The sequence below is a fragment of the Dactylosporangium siamense genome (genome assembly GCF_016862795.1).
Classification (GTDB): Bacteria; Actinomycetota; Actinomycetes; order Mycobacteriales; family Micromonosporaceae; genus Dactylosporangium; species Dactylosporangium siamense.
The window spans coordinates 52,444-72,903 of sequence record NZ_BONQ01000130.1 but is presented as its reverse complement, the minus strand read 5'-3'; the positions used below and the strand labels follow the sequence as shown (position 1 = coordinate 72,903).

General features: G+C 71.9%; 22 protein-coding genes and 1 pseudogene. 15 read left to right on the top strand and 8 right to left on the bottom strand.

Annotation, left to right across the window (positions count from 1 at the left end; genetic code table 11):
- Position 1: 1 nt before the first annotated feature.
- From ygfZ to Dsi01nite_RS42540, 8 genes and pseudogenes are all read left to right on the top strand, one after another.
- The gene (ygfZ, locus tag Dsi01nite_RS42575) at positions 2-1,069 is read left to right on the top strand and encodes a CAF17-like 4Fe-4S cluster assembly/insertion protein YgfZ (RefSeq protein WP_203852110.1); all 1,068 of its coding nucleotides are present in this window, start codon (positions 2-4) and stop codon (positions 1,067-1,069) included.
- An 8-nt stretch (positions 1,070-1,077) separates the two neighbouring features.
- Positions 1,078-1,911 carry a beta-keto acid cleavage family enzyme gene (locus tag Dsi01nite_RS42570; RefSeq protein ID WP_203852109.1) on the top strand — a complete coding sequence of 278 codons (834 nt, stop codon included), beginning with the start codon at positions 1,078-1,080 and terminating at the stop codon, positions 1,909-1,911.
- 168 nt (positions 1,912-2,079) lie between these two features.
- The gene (locus Dsi01nite_RS42565) at positions 2,080-3,027 is read left to right on the top strand and encodes an asparaginase (RefSeq protein WP_203852108.1); all 948 of its coding nucleotides are present in this window, start codon (positions 2,080-2,082) and stop codon (positions 3,025-3,027) included.
- A gap of 69 nt (positions 3,028-3,096) precedes the next feature.
- Positions 3,097-3,429: pseudogene (locus Dsi01nite_RS42560) on the top strand (helix-turn-helix domain-containing protein); the annotation flags it as partial.
- A 77-nt stretch (positions 3,430-3,506) separates the two neighbouring features.
- The gene (locus tag Dsi01nite_RS42555) at positions 3,507-4,025 is read left to right on the top strand and encodes a hypothetical protein (protein ID WP_203852106.1); all 519 of its coding nucleotides are present in this window, start codon (positions 3,507-3,509) and stop codon (positions 4,023-4,025) included.
- Positions 4,026-4,095: 70 nt separating this feature from the next.
- Positions 4,096-4,422 carry a DUF2516 family protein gene (locus Dsi01nite_RS42550; protein WP_203852105.1) on the top strand — a complete coding sequence of 109 codons (327 nt, stop codon included), beginning with the start codon at positions 4,096-4,098 and terminating at the stop codon, positions 4,420-4,422.
- 10 nt (positions 4,423-4,432) lie between these two features.
- Complete coding sequence (locus Dsi01nite_RS42545) at positions 4,433-5,320, top strand: alpha/beta fold hydrolase (protein ID WP_203852104.1); 888 nt, start codon at positions 4,433-4,435, stop codon at positions 5,318-5,320.
- Between the two features lie 176 nt (positions 5,321-5,496).
- Positions 5,497-6,234: an alanyl-tRNA editing protein gene (locus Dsi01nite_RS42540; protein ID WP_203852103.1), complete on the top strand. Its 738-nt coding sequence runs from the start codon at positions 5,497-5,499 to the stop codon at positions 6,232-6,234.
- Between the two features lie 3 nt (positions 6,235-6,237).
- Here Dsi01nite_RS42540 and Dsi01nite_RS42535 read toward each other — a convergent pair whose 3' ends face one another.
- Positions 6,238-6,645 carry a GntR family transcriptional regulator gene (locus tag Dsi01nite_RS42535; RefSeq protein ID WP_203852102.1) on the bottom strand — a complete coding sequence of 136 codons (408 nt, stop codon included), beginning with the start codon at positions 6,643-6,645 and terminating at the stop codon, positions 6,238-6,240.
- 113 nt (positions 6,646-6,758) lie between these two features.
- Between Dsi01nite_RS42535 and Dsi01nite_RS42530 the strand changes: the two genes are divergently transcribed.
- On the top strand, positions 6,759-7,586 hold the full coding sequence (locus Dsi01nite_RS42530) for an EI24 domain-containing protein (RefSeq protein ID WP_203852101.1): 828 nt from the start codon (positions 6,759-6,761) through the stop codon (positions 7,584-7,586).
- A 15-nt stretch (positions 7,587-7,601) separates the two neighbouring features.
- On the opposite strand, the gene Dsi01nite_RS42525 is transcribed toward Dsi01nite_RS42530, so the two are convergent.
- Entirely contained in the window at positions 7,602-8,363 is a 762-nt protein-coding gene (locus Dsi01nite_RS42525) for a maleylpyruvate isomerase family mycothiol-dependent enzyme (RefSeq protein WP_203852100.1), read from the bottom strand.
- A gap of 86 nt (positions 8,364-8,449) precedes the next feature.
- On the opposite strand from Dsi01nite_RS42525, the gene Dsi01nite_RS42520 reads away from it, so the two are divergent.
- Positions 8,450-9,469 (top strand): UDP-N-acetylmuramate dehydrogenase, encoded by a 1,020-nt coding sequence (locus Dsi01nite_RS42520; protein ID WP_239136585.1) that lies wholly within the window; start codon positions 8,450-8,452, stop codon positions 9,467-9,469.
- A 64-nt stretch (positions 9,470-9,533) separates the two neighbouring features.
- On the opposite strand, the gene Dsi01nite_RS42515 is transcribed toward Dsi01nite_RS42520, so the two are convergent.
- Positions 9,534-10,298 carry a class I SAM-dependent methyltransferase gene (locus Dsi01nite_RS42515; protein WP_203852149.1) on the bottom strand — a complete coding sequence of 255 codons (765 nt, stop codon included), beginning with the start codon at positions 10,296-10,298 and terminating at the stop codon, positions 9,534-9,536.
- Complete coding sequence (locus Dsi01nite_RS42510) at positions 10,298-11,053, bottom strand: SDR family oxidoreductase (RefSeq protein ID WP_203852098.1); 756 nt, start codon at positions 11,051-11,053, stop codon at positions 10,298-10,300. The genes Dsi01nite_RS42515 and Dsi01nite_RS42510 overlap by 1 nt, the downstream gene beginning before the upstream one ends.
- 129 nt (positions 11,054-11,182) lie before the next feature.
- Here Dsi01nite_RS42510 and mshA point away from each other — a divergent pair, with 129 nt between their 5' ends.
- The 4 genes from mshA to Dsi01nite_RS42490 all read left to right on the top strand — a co-directional run bounded on the left by mshA (position 11,183) and on the right by Dsi01nite_RS42490 (position 15,868).
- The gene (gene mshA / locus Dsi01nite_RS42505) at positions 11,183-12,499 is read left to right on the top strand and encodes a D-inositol-3-phosphate glycosyltransferase (protein WP_203852097.1); all 1,317 of its coding nucleotides are present in this window, start codon (positions 11,183-11,185) and stop codon (positions 12,497-12,499) included.
- Entirely contained in the window at positions 12,496-12,987 is a 492-nt protein-coding gene (locus Dsi01nite_RS42500) for a type III secretion system chaperone family protein (protein WP_203852096.1), read from the top strand. The genes mshA and Dsi01nite_RS42500 overlap by 4 nt, the downstream gene beginning before the upstream one ends.
- Before the next feature lie 13 nt (positions 12,988-13,000).
- Positions 13,001-14,506, top strand: coding sequence for a glycosyltransferase family 39 protein (locus tag Dsi01nite_RS42495; RefSeq protein ID WP_239136584.1), 1,506 nt, complete (start codon positions 13,001-13,003; stop codon positions 14,504-14,506).
- 324 nt (positions 14,507-14,830) lie between these two features.
- On the top strand, positions 14,831-15,868 hold the full coding sequence (locus Dsi01nite_RS42490; protein ID WP_203852094.1) for an alpha/beta hydrolase family protein: 1,038 nt from the start codon (positions 14,831-14,833) through the stop codon (positions 15,866-15,868).
- 69 nt (positions 15,869-15,937) lie between these two features.
- On the opposite strand, the gene Dsi01nite_RS42485 is transcribed toward Dsi01nite_RS42490, so the two are convergent.
- From Dsi01nite_RS42485 to Dsi01nite_RS42475, 3 genes are read right to left on the bottom strand one after another with little or no spacing between them, the layout of a single operon-like run.
- Positions 15,938-16,264, bottom strand: coding sequence for an STAS domain-containing protein (locus Dsi01nite_RS42485; RefSeq protein WP_203852093.1), 327 nt, complete (start codon positions 16,262-16,264; stop codon positions 15,938-15,940).
- A gap of 30 nt (positions 16,265-16,294) precedes the next feature.
- Positions 16,295-17,530: an MDR family MFS transporter gene (locus Dsi01nite_RS42480; protein WP_239136583.1), complete on the bottom strand. Its 1,236-nt coding sequence runs from the start codon at positions 17,528-17,530 to the stop codon at positions 16,295-16,297.
- A 34-nt stretch (positions 17,531-17,564) separates the two neighbouring features.
- A complete protein-coding gene (locus tag Dsi01nite_RS42475; RefSeq protein ID WP_203852092.1) occupies positions 17,565-18,776 on the bottom strand; it encodes an MFS transporter in 1,212 nt (403 codons plus the stop codon).
- 63 nt (positions 18,777-18,839) lie between these two features.
- On the opposite strand from Dsi01nite_RS42475, the gene Dsi01nite_RS42470 reads away from it, so the two are divergent.
- Positions 18,840-19,592 carry a phosphoglyceromutase gene (locus Dsi01nite_RS42470; RefSeq protein WP_203852091.1) on the top strand — a complete coding sequence of 251 codons (753 nt, stop codon included), beginning with the start codon at positions 18,840-18,842 and terminating at the stop codon, positions 19,590-19,592.
- A gap of 61 nt (positions 19,593-19,653) precedes the next feature.
- On the opposite strand, the gene phoU is transcribed toward Dsi01nite_RS42470, so the two are convergent.
- Complete coding sequence (gene phoU / locus Dsi01nite_RS42465) at positions 19,654-20,310, bottom strand: phosphate signaling complex protein PhoU (RefSeq protein ID WP_203852090.1); 657 nt, start codon at positions 20,308-20,310, stop codon at positions 19,654-19,656.
- Positions 20,311-20,460: the final 150 nt, after the last annotated feature.

The following is a 20,460-nucleotide window of genomic DNA, read 5'->3' as shown; positions in this document are numbered from 1 at the left end:
CGTGAGTCCCATTTCCGTGGCGTCCATAGACCCCTCGTCCATCGACGCCGGCGCGGTCGCGCACTACGGCGACCCCAGCCGTGAGCAGAAGATCCTCGACACCGAGGCCGGCCTGGTCGACCGCTCGCACCGGGACGTCCTCGCGGTGCCGGGCGTGGACCGGCTGACCTGGCTGCACAGCCTCACCACCCAGCACCTGACCGGCCTGCCCCCGATGACCGGCTCGGAGCTGCTCGTCCTGTCGCCGCACGGGCACGTCGAGCACCACGCGGTGCTCGTCGACGACGGCACGGCCACGTGGCTGGACCTGGAGCCCGGCGCCGGGGCGGGGCTGCTGACCTTCCTGTCGCGGATGATCTTCATGACGCGGGTCGACCCCGCCGACGCGACCGCCGACCGGGCGGTCCTGTCGATCGTCGGGCCGCGGACCGACGAGGCGCTCAGAGCGCTCGGCGTCGGACCGCTCGCGCCCGCTGACGTCGTGCCGGTGCCGCCGGCGAAATTCGCGACCGGCATCGTGCCGCCCCGTCCGACCGCGAAGTATGCCGCCGCGGCGCTGCCCGGCTTCGACGGTCTCGTCCGGCGGGTCGAGGGCGGCGCGGACCTGCTGGTGCCGCGCGCCGCCGTGCCCGACGTCATCGCCGCCGCCGCGCTCCCGCCGGCCGGGATCTGGGCGTATGAGGCGGTGCGGGTGGCGGCGCGGCGTCCCAGGTTCGGCTTCGAGACCGACCACAAGACCCTGGCGGCCGAGGTGGGTTGGACGGCGCAGGCCGTGCACCTGGAGAAAGGCTGCTACCGGGGGCAGGAGACGGTCTCCCGGGTGCATCACCTGGGCCGCCCGCCGCGCAAGCTGGTCCTGCTGCACCTGGACGGCATCGCCACCGACGAGCTTCCCGCGCCGCACACCGAGGTGGTCAAGGACGGCCGGGCGGTCGGGTTCGTCGGCACCGCCGTCCGGCACTACGAGCTCGGCCAGATCGCGCTCGCCGTGGTCAGGCAGAACGTCAAGCCCGACGACGGCGGTCAATTGCAGGTGGGCCCGTCCACCGCCGCGATCGACCCGCTGTAGAAAGAGCCATGACAACACCGACGTTGATCACGGTGGCGCCCACCGGCGCCGAGTCCCGCAAGTCCGACGTGCCAGCCCTGCCGGTGACCCTGGCCGAGCTGGTCACGACCGGCAAGGAATGCCAGGCGGTGGGTGCGAGCGTCATCCACGTGCACCTGCGCGACGACGCCGCCGAGCCGACCCTGGACCTGGGGCGGCTGAAGGAGGCCGTCGCCGCGCTGCGGGCCGAGACCGACCTCATCGTCCAGCTCTCCAGCGGCGGCGCGGTCACCGACCCCGAGGACGACCGGCTCCGGGTCCTGGACGCCGGGCCCGACATGGCCTCCTGCACGATGGGCACGGTCAACTTCGGCGACGACGTGTTCCTCAACCGGTGGGCGTTCATCGTCGAGCTGCACACCCGGATGCGCGACCGCGGGATCGTCCCCGAGTACGAGATCTTCGACCTCGGCCAGCTGACCACCCTGCGCCGCCTGCTCGACCGGCACGGGCTGCCCTTCGGCGGCCACGTCCACCTCGACCTCGTCATGAACGTGCCCGGCGGGATGCCCGGCACCGCCGAGGCGCTCGTGGCGTGCGTCCAGGCGATGCGCGACCTGCCCGAGGGGACCACCTTCTCGGCGACCGGCATCGGCCGTGGCACGCTGCCGGTCCTGCTCGCGTCGCTGTCCGCCGGCGGGCACCTGCGGGTCGGCATGGAGGACACCGTCACCTACGCCAAGGGCGTGCCGGTGGAGAGCAACGCGCAGCTCGTCGCGCGGGCCTCCGCCTTCGCCCGGCTCGCCCAGCGCCCGCCGATGACCCCGGCCGAGGCCCGCACGCTGCTGGGGATCGCCGCATGAGCGGCCAGCGAAGCGGCTCGGGCCGCTCATCAGCATCGCAGGTTGGCTCGGGCCGACGCTGGAGCGCGGCGGAGGTGGCGGCATGAGCGGCCAGCGGAGCGGCTCGGGCCGCTCATCATGTGACAGGTCTGGCTCAGGCCGACGCCGGAGCGCAGCGGAGGTGGCGGCATGAGCGACCGTTATCTGGGTGGCGAACCGCTCGCCGAGGTGGTCCGCAGCGGGTTCGTCGAGAGCCGGCACAGCGGGTCGATCGTGGTCCTGGACGCGGACGGCGAGGTCACGGCGTGGGCCGGTGACGTGCTCGGGCCGGTCTTCCCGCGCTCGTCCAACAAGCCCATGCAGGCCGTCGGGATGCTGGCGGCGGGGCTCGTCGCCGCTCCTGCCGAGTTGGCGATCATCTCGGCCAGCCACCGCGGTCAGCCGGTGCACCTGGACGCGGTCCGCGGCGTCCTCGGCCCGCTGCCGGCCACCGCGCTCGGCTGCCCGCCGGACTACCCGCTCTCCGAGGACGCGCGTGACGACCTGGTCAGGGCGGGTGCGTCGCGGCAGCCGCTGTTCATGAACTGCTCCGGCAAGCACGCCGGGATGCTGCGCACCTGCGCCGCGAACGGCTGGCCCCTCGCCGGGTATCTCGACCCCGCGCACCCGGTGCAGGTCGCGATCCGGCACGGGGTCGAGTCCCTCGCCGGCGAGCCGGCCGCCGCGGTCGGGGTCGACGGGTGCGGCGCGCCGCTGCTGGCGGTGTCGCTGCGCGGCCTGGCGGCGGCGTTCCTGCGGCTGGTGTCCGCCGCGCCGGGAGCCGCCGAGCGGCGGGTCGCCGACGCCATGCGGGCGCACCCCGACCTGGTCTCCGGCACCGATGCGGACGGGCACGACACGCACCTCATGCGGGCGTTTCCGGGGCTGCTGTCGAAGGTCGGGGCCGAGGGGATCATGGCGGTCGCGGTCCCCGGCGTCGGCGCGGTGGCGCTGAAGATCGACGATGGTTCGGCGCGCCCCAGACTGCCGGTGCTCGGTGCGGGGCTGTCCCGGCTGGGCTTCTCCTTGGGGAAGTACGCCGATATGCCGGTTTTGGGGGGCGGCTCCCGGGTAGGTTCGGTGCGCGCGGTCTGGTGACCCGGTTCACGCTAGCTCTTGCTAGCGTTTTGCTTGCAAGAGTTAGCAGAGCGAGCTACCGTCGGTAGCGTGACTGAAGAGCCGCGCGACCTGGGTGGGTTCATTCGTGACCTGCGCCGCAACGCGCGCATCTCGCTCCGCCAGCTCGCCGAGCAGGCCGGAGTCAGCAACCCATATCTCAGTCAGATCGAGCGTGGCCTGCGCAAACCGAGTGCCGAGGTGCTCGCGCAGCTCGCCGGTGCGCTGCGGGTGTCGACCCCGATGATGTACCTGCGGGCCGGCCTGCTCGAGCGCGAAGGGCACGACGTGCTGGCCGCGATCGCTGCGGACAGTGATCTCACCATGGCCCAGAAGCAGTCGCTCACGCAGATCTACGAGACGTTCCGGCGCGAGAACACGCGCAACGACCTGGACGGCGCCGCCTCGGGGGCGGGGCTCGACGCCGATCCGGAAGCCACGACGAAGTCAGAGGAGTCACCATGACCACCAGCACCACCACCCGCAAGATTCCCACGCCGCTCTACGCCGCGGCCGGCGCCGGTGACCTGGCCTATCAGCAGCTGCGCAAGCTGCCCGCCCAGGTCGCCCAGCTGCGTGCCCGGGTCGAGGAGCTGCGCCCGGCCGTGACCGACGCGGTCACCGAGACCAACCTGCGCGCCGACCTGACCGTGGCCGCCGACCGGCTGCGCGACGTGGCCCGTCGCAACACCGTGTCGCTGCTCGCGGGCGCCCAGGTCGCCCAGGACAAGGCCGTCGCCGTCTACACCGATCTGGTCAACCGCGGCGAGAAGGTCGTCGCCGGGGGCCGCACCGCCGAGGCGAAGATCGAGATCGAGCCGGCCACGAAGACCGTGACCACCGAGGTCGCCGTCACCCCGACCCCGGCCGACGTCGCGCCGGCCGTCGCGCCGAAGCCGTCAGCCACCACGCCGGCCGCCGCTGGGACGCCCGCGAAGAAGGCCACCGCGGCGAAGAAGACCGCGCCCGCGAAGAAGTAACCGGGAGTTTGTCGGGAGCCCTCCGGCACCGTGTCGCACGGGCCGGGGGGCTTCGGAATAAGCTCGTGGGATGGTGACTGCAGTGCCAATGTTCTACGCGACGGTCGAGCTCTACATCGACGTGGCGGTGTGGGTCTTCTGCCTGGTGCTCGGCGCCGCGGCGTTGCTGCACTGCCTCGTCCAGCGGGCCGACGCGTTTCCCGCCATCGGCACGATGTCGAAAACGGTCTGGCTGGCCCTGACCGGCGGTGGTCTGCTGCTCACCGCCGTGGCGCCCCAACTGCGGATGGGCTACCTCAGCATCTTCCTGCTCATTGCCGCCGGCATCTTCGCCGTGTATCTGCTCGACATCAGACCCGCGCTGCGCGACGCGGTAGACGGCCACGGCTCGTGGTGATGGCGGGTCGTTGATGGACTTCCGCTGGCCGCCGCCGCCCGACGGCAGGCCCGACCGGTTCCGCCCGCCCGTGACCCGCGGGCCGCAGACCGGCCGGCCGACCCTCCCCGCACCGCCGACGGAGCAGATCGCCACCCCGCACGGTGTCGAGCTGGAGTGGCTCATCACCGGTGATGGCAACCCCGTCACGGTCTTCGCGCACGGACTGGGCAGCGGGATCGCCGAGACCCGCCCGCTCGGTAGCGCCGTGTCCGGCCGCAAGGTCTTCTTCCAGTTCCGCGGCCACGGCCACTCCGCCTCGCCAGGTGGCGTCTGGACGTATGCCGACCTCGCCCGCGACCTGCGCGCCGTCGCGGACCTCTCCGGTGCCACCCGCGCCCTGGGCGTCAGCCTCGGCGCCGGCGCCCTGTGCCGGCTGCTCGCCGACAACCCGGGCCGCTTCGAGCGCGCCGTGTTCTTCCTGCCCGCCGTCCTCGATACGGCGCGGCCGGCCGCCGCGCAGGAGCGCCTCACCGCGCTGCTCGAAGCGATCGAGGCCGGAGACGCCGCCGCCGTCGCCGACGTGATCTCCATGGAGGTCCCCACCCAGGTCCGCAACTCGCCGCCGGTCTGGGCCTTCCTGCGCCAGCGACTCGACCAGCTGATGCGCGACGGGCTCGCCGCCGGCCTCGGCAGCCTGCCGGCCCAGGTCGCCGTCGAGGACCGCGCCGACCTTGCCAAGGTCACCGCGAAGTGCCTCGTCATCGGCTCCCGCGGCGACGACCTGCACCCCGTCACCGTCGCCGAGCAGCTGGCCGAGTCCCTTCCGGACGCCGAGCTGCACATCTACGACCGCCCCGGCGTCGTCTGGACCCAGCGGGCCGACCTGCGCACCCGGATCTCCTCGTTTCTGAACTGAACGAGTCGTTTGCCCGGTTTCCGACGCCAGTTCTGACCGAACGGCTGAGTCTCGGCGCGTATCTAACGCCGCCGCCGGAGCGTCTGTCCTACGAAAGGGTTTTCTACGAGCTGCTGGGGAGGATCGGACCATGACCGCGCTGCGCCGCTGGGCCGGACCGACATAGAGTTCCGGACATGGGTGTCACGCAACACGGCAGGACTGCCCGCCTCGACCTCGCGGACCCGACACTGCGCGAGTGGACGTGCGTCGTCCTGCACGCCGATGCCACGGACGGCATCGTGCTGGACCGCTCCGCCTTCTACCCCGGCGGCGGCGGTCAGCCACCGGACCACGGCGTGCTGCTGTGGCAGGGGGTGCAGACCCGGATCACCGGCACGCGCAAGGGCGACGACCTCTACCTCCTGCCGGCCGAGGGCGACCCGCTGCCGCCCGCCGGCACCGAGGTCATCGGCGCCGTCGAGGACGACCGCCGCACCAGGCTGATGCGCACCCACTCCGGCCTGCACGTCCTGGGCGGGGTGGTGTTCCGCGACTTCGGCGCCCTCGTCACCGGCGGCTCGATGGAGCCCGCCGAGGCCCGCATGGACTTCAACCTGCCCGAGGTCCCGGCCGACTTCAAGGCCAGGCTCGAGGAGCTCATCAACGCCGAGGTCGCCGCCGACCGCAAGGTCGTGACCAAGGTCCTCGGCCGCGACGAGGCGCTCGCCCTGCCCGACATCATCCGGACCCAGTCCAACCTGATCCCCGCCGACGAGCAGGAGATCCGCATCGTCGACATCGTCGGCCTGGACGCCCAGGCCGACGGCGGCACGCATGTCGCGTCGACCGCGCAGATCGGCCGGATGCAGGTCGTCAAGGTCGAGAGCAAGGGCAAGGCCAACCGCAGGGTGCGGGTCCGTCTCAGCGACTGACGCTCAGCCAACAACGCGCAGCTGATGGGCGCCGGCGGTGAAGATCTGCTGCTGACCGTCGGCCCGGGTCACCTCCAGGATCGGCTCGCCCGGGTCGATCCCGAGCTCCCGCCGCTCCGGATCGGTCGGCATCCGCCCGACGACCTCGTCCCCGGGCCGCAGCTCGACGACGCTGCGCTCCAGGGCGGGCCGCACCTGCGTCCGCGCGCCCCGGGCCGACACGACGAGCCCCTCCTGCCGCAGCACCGACACCGCGTTGCGGACGGCGGGGCGCCCCAGGGCGAACTCCTGCATGAGACTGCTCTCCGACGGCACGAACGCCCCCGGCGCCAGTTCGCCCGCCTTGATCTGCTCACGCAGCAGGTCCGCCAGCTGCTGATACAGCGGCCGATCCGAACTCCGGTCGATCATGCGACAACCGTAGATAGGCCCTCGATCTTGTCAGCTTGCCGCCCTATGCGCACATGGTTGGATGTGGCCGGGCATGCGGTTCCGGGGTCGGCTGCTCGCCGGCCCCCGGGATCATGAAAAATGGCGGGGTGGCGCCGCTGAGGACGATGTGGGACGAGTTCGCCGAGGGTGCGCGGCTGCTCGGCCGCGGGCTCGCGATGTACGGCCGGAGTCCGCGCCTCCTCCTGCTCGGGCTGATCCCGGCGGTGATCTCCTTCCTGCTTCTCGGCACGGCGTGGTTCTTCCTGCTGTGGTTCATCCGGGACCTGTCCGCGGCCGCGACCTGGTTCGCCGACGACTGGGGCGCGCCGTGGCGGGGGCTCGTCAGGTTCGGTGCCGGCGCCGGGATCGTGATCGTGTCGGCGTTGGTGTCGGTGTTGACGTACACGGCGCTGACGCTGCTCATCGGGGACCCGTTCTACGAGGTCATCTCCGAGCGGATCGAGGAGCGCCTCGGCGGCACGCCCGGGATGAGTGACCTGCCGTGGTACCGCACGATCCTGAAGAACGCCGCCGATTCGATCAGGTTGATCGCGCTGGGGATCGTGGTGGCGGTGCCGCTGTTCGTGCTCGGCTTCGTGCCGGTGCTCGGCCAGACGGTCGTCCCGGTCCTCGACGCGGTCGTCGGCGGCTGGCTGCTCGCGGTCGAGCTGACCGGCGTGCCGTTCAACCGTCGCGGCCTGCGGCTGAAGGACCGTCGCGCGATGTTGCGCGCGAACCGGCCGTTGGCGCTCGGCTTCGGCATGCCCGTGTTCGTGATCCTGCTGATCCCGTTCGCCGCGATCCTGGTCGTGCCGGCCGCGGTCGTCGGCAGCACGCTGCTCACCCGCAGGCTGTTCGGCCTGCCGGTGGACAAGCCGGCCCCCGTCGCCGGCAAGCCGCCGGTCGTCCTGCGCGTGTAGCGCGTGGTGCGGGGGTCAGCCGATGCGGAGGCCTTCGAGCAGGCCGGTGTCGCCGCTGACCAGCAGGGTGTCGAAGGCGACCCGCCCGAACAGCGCCAGCACCAGGTCGCTGGCCGGGCCGCTGGCGGTGGCGCGTTCGTGGTGGTCGTCGGAGTCCAGCAGGGTGTCGGTGTCCAGGAGGGCGACCCCGGCGCCGCGGAGGCGGACATACCAGACCTGGTCGACGTCAGTCGCGTGCAGGGCGATCATGCCGGCGCGGTTGGCGGGGCCGCCGCGACGGCCGGCGGGCAGCCAGCTGTCGAGGACCTCGGTGACACCGTCGCTGGCGAGTTTCGGCTCGATGGGCTCGCTGAGGCCGCCGGCCATCTGGGCGTCCCAGCGGTGCACGGCGGTCTCGTGGGCCATGCGGCGGTGCCAGAAGGAGGCCTTCTTCGCCTGCGGGGCCCAGTTGAACGCGGGCAGGTCCGGGTCGACGGCGTCGAGGGTGGCGAGCAGCTCGGTGAAGGCGTCGGTCCAGGCGACCACGGGGTCGACGCCGGCCGGGAGGGGCTCGTCGGGGCGCGGGTCCGGGCGGTCGGTGACGCCGCGGGGGACCAGGGCGTTGACCCAGACGTAGACCTGCGTGAGGTGCCAGGCCAGGTCCCGCAGCTGCCAGCCGGGGCAGGTGGGCACGGGGGCGTCCAACGGGGTCTCGCCGCCGAGCGCGGCCCGGAGGGCGTCGCCCTCGGTGCGCAGCGCGGTGAGCCAGAACTCCTTGGTGAGCTGAGGCTTGCTCATCGGTGATCCCTCTCCCGGTCCGGACGCTGCACGTCCAACATTAGGCCACGCCTTACTCTGGTGCGGTGCCCGAAGCAGCCACGCCAGTGTCCAGCCTTGCCGAGCTCACCACCCTGCGCCTCGGCGGCCCAGCCGATCATCTGGTCGAGGTGACCTCGGATGAGGAGGCCGTGGCCGCGGTGCGCAGCAGCGGGAAGCTGCTGGTGCTGGCGGGTGGCAGCAACGTCGTCATCGCCGACGAAGGGTTCCCGGGGACGGTGGTGCTGCTGCGGCAGCACGGCATCACGGCCACCGCGACGCCCACCGGGAAGCGGCTGACCGTCGCCGCGGGACACCCGTGGGACGACGTCGTGGCGACCGCGGTCGCCAACGGCTGGTCCGGGATCGAGTCGCTGTCGGGCATTCCGGGGTCGGCGGGCGCCACCCCGATCCAGAACGTCGGGGCCTACGGCCAGGAGGTCGCCGAGACCATCGCCGAGGTGCGGGTCTACGACCGGGTCCGGGACGAGATCCTGGTCATGTCACGGGACGCTTGCGGGTTCGCGTACCGGACGAGCGTCTTCAAGCACAACGAGCGTTTCGTGGTGCTGTCGGTGACGTTCGAGCTGGCCGAGTCGCCGGTGTCGACCCCGATCCGTTACGCGGAGCTGGCCAGGGCGCTGGGCGTGGAGCAGGGGGAGGCGGCACCGTTGCAGGAGGTCCGCGACGCCGTGGTGAAGCTGCGGGCCGGCAAGGGCATGGTGCTGGACCCCGCGGACCGGGACACGTTCTCGGTCGGGTCGTTCTTCACGAACCCGGTCGTTCCCGCCGAGGCGGTCGACGTGGTGCGCGCCGCCGCCGGCGAGCCCCCCGCCTGGCCGGCGCCGGACGGCATGGTCAAGCTCAGCGCGGCGTGGCTGATCGAGCGGGCCGGCTTCACCAAGGGCTACGGCGACACGGCCAGCGGCGTCGGGCTGTCCGGCAAGCACACCCTCGCTCTGACGAACCGGGGCACCGGCACGACCGCCGCGCTGCTGGACCTCGCACGCGAGATCAGGAACGGGGTCCAGGCGAAGTTCGGGGTCGAGCTCCACCCGGAGCCGGTCCTCGTGAACTGCGAGATCTAGACCCAGGCCGGAACCAGGATACGGCGAGATCCAGACCAGGCCGGAACCAGGGATACGGCGAGAGCTAGACCAGGCAGGAGTACGGGACCGTCAGCTCGCCGAGGCGCCAGCGGGCCGGGCGGTCCAGGACGGGCCAGCCGGCGGCCCTGGTCGCCTCGACCGTGTGCCGCCAGCGCTGGCGCGGCCCGAAGGTCGACAGCGGCGCCGCGGCGCGCCAGGCGGTGTCCAGTGTGGACAGCAGGGCGTGGATCGGCCGGCCGGGCACGTTGTGGTGGATGAGGCATTTCGGCAGGCGCTCGGCCAGGGTCGCGGGGGTGTCCAACGTGGACAGCCGGCTGGCGAGCGTCAGCGTCCGTGGCACGCCGGCCGAGACGGTCACCCACGACGCCAGGCGGCCCAGCTCGTCGCAGGTGCCCTCGACGAGGATCGCGCCGGTCGCGGTCATCGCGGCCCACGCGTCGGGGACGGCGTCGAGGTCGTACTGGCGCAGCACGTTGAACGCCCGCACCACCGTCGGGGCGAGCCCGCCCAGCTCGAAGCCGCCCCGTTGGAAGGAGAGCCCGGGCGGGTCCGCGAACGGCTGGGCGACCGCGACCCGCGCCGGGTCGATCTCCAGGCCGACGACCCGGACCCGCGGGCCCGGCAGCCGCAGCAGGCGGCGGCGCAGCTCGAGGGTGGTGACCGGCGAGGCGCCGTAGCCGAGGTCGACGACGAGCGGGTCCTCGGCACGGGCGAGCACCGCGCCGAGGGTCACCGCGATCCAGTTGTCGACCCGCCGGAGCCGGTTGGGGTTGGTGGTGCCCCGCGTGATGGCGCCGAGCGGCCGCATCACGACACCCGGTGCACCTTGTGCTGGGCGGCCTGGGCGAGCGGCCGGACGACGATCCGGTCGATGTTGACGTGGTGCGGCCTGGTGGCGGTCCACGCGACGCAGTCGGCGATGTCGTCGGCGACCAGCGGGAACTCCACGCCCTTGTAGACGGCCTCGGCCTTGGCGGTGTCCCCCTCGAACCGCTTGAGGGCGAACTCGTCGGTCTTCACCATGCCGGGGTCGATCTCGACCACGCGGATCGGGCGGCCGTTGAGCTCCAGGCGCAGGGTCTCCGCGACGGCGGTCTGCGCGTGCTTGGCAGCCGTGTAGCCGCCGCCGCCCTCGTACACGATGAGACCCGCGGTGGAACTGATCACGACGATGGTGGCCCGGCCCGACGCCGACAGCAGCGGCAGCAGCGCCTTGGTGACCCGGACGGTGCCCAGGACGTTGACCTCGAACATCCACTGCCAGTCGGCGAGGTCGGCCTCCTCGACGGTCTCCGCGCCGATCGCCCCGCCGGCGTTGTTGACGAGCAGCTCCACCGGCCCGCCCAACGCGGTCACCTCGGCGACAAGTCGTGAAATGTCGGCATCCGAAGTGATATCGGCCACAACGGCGGTGGCCGCGGGAAGGGAGGCGACCAGCGAGGAGAGGTGTGCGGCGCGCCGCGCGACGGCCACCACGTGGAAGCCCTCAACGCCGAGCCGGCGGGCGGTGGCTGCACCGATGCCGCTGGAGGCGCCGGTCACCACGGCGATAGGAGAAGACATGCGACCAATCCTGCCGTAAACCTCCGCGGGCGCAGTGACCAACGCAACGGTGGGTAGATGGCCGCCGACGAGGGAACATGGACGGTTGGGAAGATGTAACCGTCCGGCAACAGATGAAGGAGCACCGACGTGGCGCGGGTCGACTCGCTGCACAGGCACACCCCGCAGTCCCGTCGCTCCCTTCCACGGAGGGTCGCGACGCTGTCGGTGCACACCTCCCCGCTGGATCAACCGGGCACCGGTGACGCCGGCGGCATGAACGTGTACATCGTCGAGGTCGCCGAGCGCCTCGCCAGGGCCGGTGTCGAGGTGGAGATCTTCACCCGGGCCACCTGCAGCGAGCTGCCGCCGGTCGTCGAGATGGCACCGGGCGTGCTCGTGCGGCACGTCATCGCCGGCCCGTTCGAGGGCCTCGCCAAGGAGGACCTGCCGGCGCAGCTGTGCGCGTTCACCAACGGCGTCCTGCGGGCCGAGGCGTCGAGGGCGCCCGGTTGGTACGACCTCGTGCACTCCCACTACTGGCTGTCCGGACAGGTCGGCTGGCTGGCCAAGGACCGCTGGGGCGTGCCGCTGGTGCACACCGCGCACACCCTGGCCAAGGTGAAGAACCAGCTGCTCGCCGACGGTGACAAGCCCGAGCCGCTCGCCCGGGTCATCGGCGAGGAGCAGGTCGTCGCCGCGGCCGACGGCCTGGTCGCCAACACCCCGGCCGAGGCCGCCGACCTGATCGAGCTGTACGCCGCCGATCCCCGCCGGGTCAGCGTGGTGCCGCCCGGCGTCGACCTGGACACGTTCACGCCCGCGACACAGCGGAACCGGCAGAAGTTCGGCCTGCCCGAGGACGCGCTCGTGGTCGCGTTCGTCGGGCGGATCCAGCCGCTGAAGGCCCCCGACGTGCTGTTGCGCGCCGCCGCCGAGCTGCGCGCCCGCGACCCGGAGCTGGGTGCCAAGCTGATCGTGGCGGTCTGCGGCGGGCCCAGCGGCTCCGGGCTGGACCGGCCGACCGCGCTCATGGACCTGGCCGCCGAGCTCGGCATCGCCGACTGCGTGCGGTTCCTCCCCCCACAGCCGCGGGAGGACCTGGCCGACCTGTTCCGCGCCGTCGACCTGGTCGCGGTGCCGAGCCACAACGAGTCGTTCGGCCTCGTCGCGATCGAAGCGCAGGCGTGCGGCACGCCGGTCGTGGCGGCCGCCGTCGGTGGCCTGGTGACCGCCGTGCGCGACGGGGTCTCCGGGATACTGGTGGACACCCACCGCCCGGCGGACTGGGCCGCGGTGCTCGGCGACCTGCTCGCCCACCCGGCCCGGCGCCAGGAGCTGGCCAAGGGCGCCGTGCGGCACGCCCACGAGTTCTCCTGGAGCCACACCGCGAGCGGCCTGCTCGCCGCGTACCGGGACGCGTCGATCACGCACCGCGACACCGAGCTGCTGGCGGCGATGTCATGAGCGAGGACGTCAGGGCGCTGATCGAGCGCGTGTGCGCCGAGCGCGAGATCGTCTGGGAGAAGACCGGCGACAACGGCTACGTGGTGGTCCTGCCCGGCACCCACAAGCAGAAGACCAACTGCAACCTCATCGTCGGCGAGCACACGCTGCGCGTCGAGGCGTTCGTCATGCGGCACCCCGACGAGCACCGCGAGGAGCTGTGGCAGTGGCTGCTGCAGCGCAACGCCCGCATGTACGGGGTCGCGTTCAGCGTCGACAGCGTCGGCGACGTGTACCTGATGGGCCGGTTGCCGCTGCACGCCGTGACCGAGGAGGAGCTCGACCGGCTCCTCGGCGCGGTGCTGACCTACGCCGACGAGAGCTTCGACCCGATGCTGGAGATCGGCTTCGGCTCCGCGATCCGGCGCGAGTGGGCGTGGCGGGTCAAGCGCGGCGAGCCGCTCGACAATCTCAAGGCGTTCACGGCCTTCGTGGAGCGGACGAGCTAGCTACCCTGTGCGGGTGATCGATGGATCGCCCAGCATCCAAGAGGCCGGCGTCGAAGCGCCCGGCGTCCAGAAGCTCGCGTGGAAGCCTGTCGGTGCGGTGGCGGCCACGGCCGCCGTCGCGCTCCTGCTGACCATCAACCGCTACGACTACCACCGCGACGAGCTGTACTTCCGGATGATCGGCGCGCACCCCAAGTGGGGCTACGTCGACCAGCCGCCGTTCACGCCGTTGCTGACCCGCGCGTGCGTCGAGGTGTTCGGCGACTCGATGTGGGCGATCCGGGTGCCCGGCGTGCTGTTCCTGGTGGCCGCCGTCTTCCTGCTCGCCCTCATCGCCCGGGAGGCCGGTGGCGGCGCCGTCGCCCAGACCCTCGCCGCCACCGGTGCGATCACCACGTTCGCCCTGGTCTCCACGCACCTGGCGCTGACCACCGGGCCCGATTTCGTGGTCTGGCTGCTCGTCGTCCTGCTCGTCATGCGGGCCTTGTTGCGGGAGCGGCCACGGTCCTGGCTGCTGGCGGGCCTCGTGGTCGGGCTCGCGCTGTACAACAAACACCTCGTCATCCTGTTGCTGCTGACGTTCGCGGTCGGGGTGCTGATCCTCGGGCCGCGCAAGGTCCTGCTGTCGCCGTGGCTGTGGGCCGGGCTCGGCATCGCGGTCGTCGTCGGGCTGCCGAACCTCCTGTACCAGATCACCAACGACTTCCCGCAGCTCGACATGGCCGCCGCGCTCGCCGAGAACAAGGGCGACGACGCCCGGATCACGATGATCCCGCTGCAGCTGGCGTGGCTGGGCCCGTTCTTTGTGCCGGTGTGGATCGCGGGGATCGTCACCCTGTTGCGGAACCCGGCGCTGCGGCCGGTCCGCGCGCTCGGCCTGGCGTATCCGCTGATGCTGGTCCTGTTGTTCGTCATCGCCGGCCAGCCGTACTACACGGTGGGCCTGCTGGCCGCGCTCTTCGCGATCGGCGCGGTGCCCGTCGAGCGGCGCGTCACCCGCCGCTGGATCCTGGTCGCCGGCGCGGCCGTGAACGCGGGGTTCGCGATCCTGACCTCGCTGCCCGTCCTGCCGGTGGACGTCGTGGGCAGGACCCCGATTCCCGCGATCAACCAGGGCATCTCGGACCAGATCGGTTGGCCGCGATACGTCCAGCAGGTCGCCGCCGTCTATGAGGCCCTTCCGGCGGCGGACAAGCCGCACACGATCCTGCTCACCGGCAACTACGGCGAGGCCGGCGCCCTGGACCGGTACGGCCCGAAGCTGGGCCTACCGCCTGTCTACAGTGGACAGAACGAGCTGTGGTGGCTCGGCCCGCCGCCGCGGTCCGCGACCGTCGTCGTGCTCGTGACGCAGGGCGATCCGGCCCGTTCCACGGCGTTCGGATCGTGCGAGCACAAAGCCGATCTCGACAACGGTTACGGCGTCGAGAACGAAGAGCAAACAGCTCGCGTCTTCGTCTGCCGGGGGTTGACCGGCACGTGGTCCGACCTGTGGCCGAGCTTTCAACATTTCGATTGATTTCAATTATTTCAGTTGTGTGAGGGAGCCGACAGTCCCGTTACTTGTCGCTGCATTTCCTCGCCGCGTACCGTCAATGACGGATCCGGCGATTCCTGAAGTTGGGGAGCGACGGGGGTGTTTCTGGGCCGTTCGCGGCCCACTCGCGGTGGTCTGTCCGGGCGGGGCGACCACTGCAACCGGCGGCACCGCGCGGTCGAAAGACCGCAGCAGAGCGGGTGGTCGTGGACTGGGGGTGCACGCCACCCGCTGCCGCCGGCACGAGGCCCCAAACTTAAGTCGCGCGTAAAGACGCATGAGGTCGTAAAGCCGTAGTTTCCTCGCATGCGGATGCGGGGCGCTGTCGCCGGTCTCCTACTCGTCGTCGCGTTGACGGGCTGTGGCGCGAAGACCGACAAGGCGGACCAGCGGTCCGATGTCGCGGCGACCGAGCAGGCATCCGGCGACCCGGCCGGCACCGCCGACGGCGACCCGGCGCAGGCCGCGCTCGCCGCCGCCGGAGCGACACCCTCGGCGTCGGCGTCCAGGAGCGCCGCGCCACCCGCGGTCAAGGCGCCCACGCAGACGTTCGCCGTCGGCGTCAGCTCGTTCACGTTCACCCGGGCCGGCCGGACGCTGCGCACCCTGGTCTTCTACCCGGCGACGGGTTCGTCCGGCGGCTCGCCGAAGAGCGGCGCGGCCGTCGCCGGCGGCCGGTTCCCCCTCGTGCTGTGGAGCCACGGGCTGCACGGCTCGCCGGAGGGATACCAGGGCGTCAGCGCGAAGATCGCGGCGGCCGGGTTCGTCGTGGCGGCGCCGGCGTACCCGTACACCAACGACAAGGCGAACCCGTTCAACCAGAACGACATGGGCAACCAGCCCGCCGACGCCTCGGCCGTGATCACCGAGGTGCTGAAGCTCGACACGAAGGCCGGCGCGCCGCTCGCCGGGCACATCGAGACCAGCCGGGTCGCCGCCGGCGGCCACTCGGCGGGCGGCTACACGACCGCGGGCCTGCTGTCCGGCTCGGGCCGCGACAGCCGCCTCAAGGGCGGCATCATCGTGTCCGGCGGTGGCATGGGCGGAAAGTTCAGCGGCGCGGCCACCCCGGTGCTGTTCATCCACGGCGACGCCGACGGCACCGTGCCCTACAGCAGCGGGCGCTCCCTGTACGACGGCTGCACCTGGCCGAAGGCGTTCCTGACCCTGCTCGGCGGCGACCACGGCGGCGGGCTGTTCGGCTCCGCGCCCGCGAACCAGGCGGTGTCCCGGACGATGCTGGACTTCCTGCGGTTCGCCCTCTACAGCGACGGCGCGGCGAAGGGCCGCCTGCGCGCCGACGCGACCGTCAGCGGCGCCGCCAAGTACGACGGCACGCTGTAGGCCGTTTCCGCGAGCGAGGCAGTTTCCGTGAGCGAGGCAGTTTCCGTGAGCTAGCCGGGTTTCCGTGAGCTAGGCGGTTTCCGCGAGCGCGAACACGTCCAGCAGGCCGGTCAGCCGGAGCTGTGCGTAGGCCAGGGGGCGCGGGTTGCGCAGGCTCAGCGCGCAGCTGTGGTCCTGGGCCAGCTTCCAGCAGCCGACCAGCGCGCCGATGCCGGCCGAGTCGAGCACCGACACGCCGGCCAGGTCCACGATGAGCACCTCCGGCCGGAAGATCGGCAGCACCGCCCACACCGCTTCGGAGAGGTGGTCGCGGGTGGCGAGGTCGAGCTCCCCGTCGAGCCGGATGACGACCGTGCCGGGTTCCGGCGCCTCCAGCCTCGCCGACAGACCGTCCACTTCGCCCCCTGTCACGTTGAAAGGCGGCGTCTACCCCGCCACGGGGACTTCTAACCTCTCCCGTCGTGCGGCGGCTGCCGCGTGGACCCGGCGCTCCCGGGCCGGCTGGATCAGCAGGTGCCCGACCGCCGCGACGGCGCCGAGCCCGCCGCAGATCACCCAGTGCCAGTCGCCGAGGAACTCCAGGCTCGCCCCGCCGGCCGCGGGCGCGATGAAGCTCGCCGCCGGGAAGATCAGGTAGAAGACGCTCTGGTACCGCCCGCGCAACGCCTCCGGCGACAGTTCCGCGATGACGGCCGCGTTCGGCGGCGCGGCGAGCATCGAACCGACCGTCCACACGGTCGCGGCGAGCAGGTAGCCCGGCACGTCGGCGGCGAGCGCCACGCAGGCGACCCCGAGCCCGAGGAACACGTTGGCGACCGCGAGGGTGGTGCCCTTGCGCCACCGGTCGATGAGTTTCGGCACGAACAGCTGCCCGGCGACGATGAGCAGCCCGGCGTACGCGACGACCGAGCCGTACACGGTCGGGCGCAGCCCGTCGGCGGTGATGGCCAGGGGCAGGATCGTCGAGCTCTGCAGGGTGACGACCGCGAGGAGCAGGCTCAGCCCGACGAACGACAGGAACGCGCGGTCGGTCAGCGCCGTGTGCAGCCCGCCCCGCGGCTCCTCCGCCTCCCGCTGTGCCACCGGCTTCGTCTCGCGCACCTTCCACAGCAGCAGCACCGCGGTGACCAGGGTGCCGGCCGCGTCGACGGCGAACAGCAGCGCGAAGCTGACCTCGGCGAGCAGCCCGGCGATGAGCGACGCCGCGGCCATGCCCAGGTTGAACGCCCAGAACTGCAGGTTGAACGCCCGGCTGCGGTCCCGGTCCGGCACCACGTCGACGATCGCGGCGACGAACGCCGGGCCGGGCATGGCGTGCATGAGCCCGAGGAGCGCGGCGAGGGCCGCGATCGTGGGGATGTGCGTGGTCATGGCCAGGCCGGCGAGGAACACCACCGCGCCGAAGTGCGCGAGCAGCAGGGTCGGCCGGCGGCCCCACCGGTCCGCGAGCACGCCGCCGAGCAGGACGCCGGCGATGCCGCCGATGCCGTAGAGGCCCACGACGAGCCCCGCCGCGCTGGGCTTCAGACCGCGGTCGGAGGTCAGGTACAGCGACAGCACCAGCGCCACGAACCCGCCGACGCGGTTGATCAGCATGCCGGTCCAGAGGAACCAGTACATCTTCGGCAGGCCGCCGATCGTGGAGCGGTACCAGGTGCGCAAGCGTTGCTCCAGGATCGGTAAATGTTCTTAACAGTTAGATCGTAACCAGGTCTTCCCGGGCCTGCGCGGCGGTGGTCACGGCGGCCACCCGGCGCTCCCGGGCGGGCGCGGCGAGCAGGCTCCACGCGGCCGCGGCGAGGGCCAGCCCGAGGCAGCCCAGCCACAGCGCGGTGTTGCCGGCGAGGTCGCGCACCGCGCCGCCCAGCGTCGGCGCCAGGAAGGACGCCGCCTGCCACGACAGCCCGTACGCGCCCTGGTAGCGCCCCCGCATGTCGGCCGGGGACAGCCCGGCCAGCAGCGCCGCGTTGGACGGCGCGTTGAGCATCTCGCCGACGGTCCAGATCAGCACGGTGGCGCCGTACCAGACCGGGACGTGCGCCAGCGCGGTCAGCCCGAAGCCGGCGCCGATGACCACCGCGGCCACCGGCGCGACCAGGGCCTCGCGGCGGGTGGCCAGCAGCCGGGTGACGAGGGGCTGGCCGAGCACGATGAGCACCCCGTTGAGCGCGATCACGACGCCGAACGTCTTCGGGCTCAGGTCGTCGTCGATCATGGCGAGGGGCAGCATCGACATGTGCTGCAGCAGGACCAGCGCGACCAGCAGGTTGCAGGCGACGAAGCCGAGGAAGACCCGGTCCCGGCCGAGCGCCGCCAGCCCGGAGCGCTCCTGGGTCTTCGGCGCCGGCGCCGGTCGGGTCTCGCGGATCTTCACCGCGATGAGGATCGCCGCGGCGGCCGTCGTCGCGGCGTCGGCGAGGAACAGCGTCAGGTAGCCGCTGCCGGCGGCGAAGCCGGCCAGGATCGCCGCGGTGGCGAAACCGAGGTTGATCGCCCAGAAGTACACGGAGAAGGCCCGGCCGCGGTCCTGTGCCGGCACCAGGTCGGCGATCATCGCGCCGAGCGGCGGGCGGGCGCCCTCCGCGGCCATCCCCAGTGCGAGGGCACCGGCCATGATCGCCGGGCCGCTGTGCGCGAATCCCAGCCCCACCATCAGTACCGCCGCCGAACCCATCGCGATCAGCACCGTCGGCCGCCGCCCCCACCGGTCGGTCAGGTGGCCCGCGGCCATGACGCCGATCGCGCCGCCGAGCCCGTAGAGCCCGAGGACCAGCCCGGCCGCCGACTCGCTGAACCCCCGCTCGGTGGTCAGGTAGATCGTCAGGAAGATCCCGACGAACCCGCCGGCCCGGTTGATCAGCGTGGCGGTCCAGACGATCCAGAACTGGGATGGTAAGCGGTGTCGCACGCTCGCATCCTTACATCGGAGGTCCGGTGCTGTCGAAGTGATTCGGTGCGGGAAGATGGCGGCATGAGTGAAGTCGGGACACTGGTGCTCTTGCGGCACGGTGAGAGCGAGTGGAACGCCAAGAACCTGTTCACCGGCTGGGTCGACGTGGACCTCAGCGCCCAAGGAGAGGCCGAGGCCCGTCGGGGCGGCGAGCTGCTCCGTGAGTCCGGTCTGCTGCCGGATGTGGTGCACACGTCAGTGCTGCGCCGTGCCATCCGCACCAGCGAGATCGCCCTGCACGCCGCCGACCGGCACTGGATCCCGGTCCAGCGCAGCTGGCGGCTCAACGAGCGGCACTACGGTGCCCTGCAGGGCAAGAACAAGAAGCAGACCCTCGAGGAGTTCGGCGAGGAGCAGTTCATGCTCTGGCGCCGCTCCTACGACGTGCCGCCGCCGCCGATCGCCGACGACGACGAGTGGTCGCAGGCCGCAGACCCGCGCTACGCGAACCTGCCGCCGGACATCCGTCCCAGCACGGAGTGCCTGAAGGACGTCGTGCAGCGCATGCTGCCCTACTGGTACGACCAGATCGTGCCCCAGCTGCTGGCCGGCACGACGGTGCTGGTCGCGGCGCACGGCAACTCGCTGCGCGCCCTGGTGAAGCACCTCGACGGCATCTCCGACGAGGCCATCGCCAAGCTCAACATCCCCACCGGCATCCCGCTGCGCTACGACCTGGACGCGGCGCTGCGGCCGGTCACGGCCGGCGGCACCTACCTGGACCCGGAGGCGGCCAAGGAGGCCGCGGCCGCGGTCGCCAACCAGGGCCGGTAACAACAATTCGGTTCGACGAAAGAGGGGGCCGCGATAGCGGCCCCCTCTTTCGTCGCGCTGCTTACGCCTGGGCGGTGTCGAACGCCTCACCCGTGACGAGGAACACCACGTGCCGGCCGGCGTTGACGGCGTGGTCGGCGTAGCGCTCGTAGAAGCGGCCGAGCAGCGCCGTGTCGACCGCCGCCTGGGTGCTCTCGGTCCACTTCGGCCCGAACATGGTCTCGAACAGGCTGGTGTGCAGCCGGTCCATCTCGTCGTCGTCGCGGTCCAGCTGCCCGGCGGCGACCACGTCGAGGTTGGAGATCGCGCGCGAGATCTTGCCCGCGATCCGGTCGGCGACCAGGCCCATCTGCTCGAACGTCTCGGTCAGCAGCGCCGGGACGGCCACCTCGGGCAGCCGGCGCAGCGCCGTCTTCGCGACGTGGTCGGCGAGGTCGCCCATGCGCTCGAGATCCGTCGCGAGGTGCAGGGCGGTCAGCACCACCCGCAGGTCGGAGGCCACCGGCGCCTGGCGCGCGCACAGGTCGTAGACCTTGTCCTCGACGAGCCGGTAGAGGGCGTTGACCTCCGCGTCGCGGGCCACGACCTCCTCGGCCTCGGTCTGGTCGGCGGTGAGCAGGGCCTTGGTGGACCGGATCATCGCACTGCGCACAGCGTCAGCCATCGATACCAGCAGACGGTTGACCTGCAGCAGGTCGGCACGGTATTCGTCGCGCATAGTTCTCCTATCGTGGTGTCCCTCACGGTAGGTCCCTCATCGGCGCACCCGGTGAACTTCATCCCGCCTCAGGGTGAACACTGGATGATGTGAGCCCGTTTCGTGCCCTGGACCACCGTCCGTCGGGTAAGCGACCTCCTACGATCAGAC

Coding starts and splice junctions, on each gene's coding strand:
- Dsi01nite_RS42500 (WP_203852096.1), top strand. CDS start 12,496: ATGAGCGAGGACGTCAGGGCGCTGATCGAGCGCGTGTGCGCCGAGCGC.
- phoU (WP_203852090.1), bottom strand. CDS start 20,310: ATGCGCGACGAATACCGTGCCGACCTGCTGCAGGTCAACCGTCTGCTG.
- Dsi01nite_RS42525 (WP_203852100.1), bottom strand. CDS start 8,363: ATGAGCAAGCCTCAGCTCACCAAGGAGTTCTGGCTCACCGCGCTGCGC.
- Dsi01nite_RS42490 (WP_203852094.1), top strand. CDS start 14,831: ATGCGGATGCGGGGCGCTGTCGCCGGTCTCCTACTCGTCGTCGCGTTG.
- Dsi01nite_RS42515 (WP_203852149.1), bottom strand. CDS start 10,298: ATGCGGCCGCTCGGCGCCATCACGCGGGGCACCACCAACCCCAACCGG.
- Dsi01nite_RS42540 (WP_203852103.1), top strand. CDS start 5,497: ATGGGTGTCACGCAACACGGCAGGACTGCCCGCCTCGACCTCGCGGAC.
- Dsi01nite_RS42535 (WP_203852102.1), bottom strand. CDS start 6,645: ATGATCGACCGGAGTTCGGATCGGCCGCTGTATCAGCAGCTGGCGGAC.
- Dsi01nite_RS42550 (WP_203852105.1), top strand. CDS start 4,096: ATGGTGACTGCAGTGCCAATGTTCTACGCGACGGTCGAGCTCTACATC.
- Dsi01nite_RS42570 (WP_203852109.1), top strand. CDS start 1,078: ATGACAACACCGACGTTGATCACGGTGGCGCCCACCGGCGCCGAGTCC.
- Dsi01nite_RS42470 (WP_203852091.1), top strand. CDS start 18,840: ATGAGTGAAGTCGGGACACTGGTGCTCTTGCGGCACGGTGAGAGCGAG.
- Dsi01nite_RS42555 (WP_203852106.1), top strand. CDS start 3,507: ATGACCACCAGCACCACCACCCGCAAGATTCCCACGCCGCTCTACGCC.
- Dsi01nite_RS42510 (WP_203852098.1), bottom strand. CDS start 11,053: ATGTCTTCTCCTATCGCCGTGGTGACCGGCGCCTCCAGCGGCATCGGT.
- Dsi01nite_RS42530 (WP_203852101.1), top strand. CDS start 6,759: ATGAAAAATGGCGGGGTGGCGCCGCTGAGGACGATGTGGGACGAGTTC.
- Dsi01nite_RS42565 (WP_203852108.1), top strand. CDS start 2,080: ATGAGCGACCGTTATCTGGGTGGCGAACCGCTCGCCGAGGTGGTCCGC.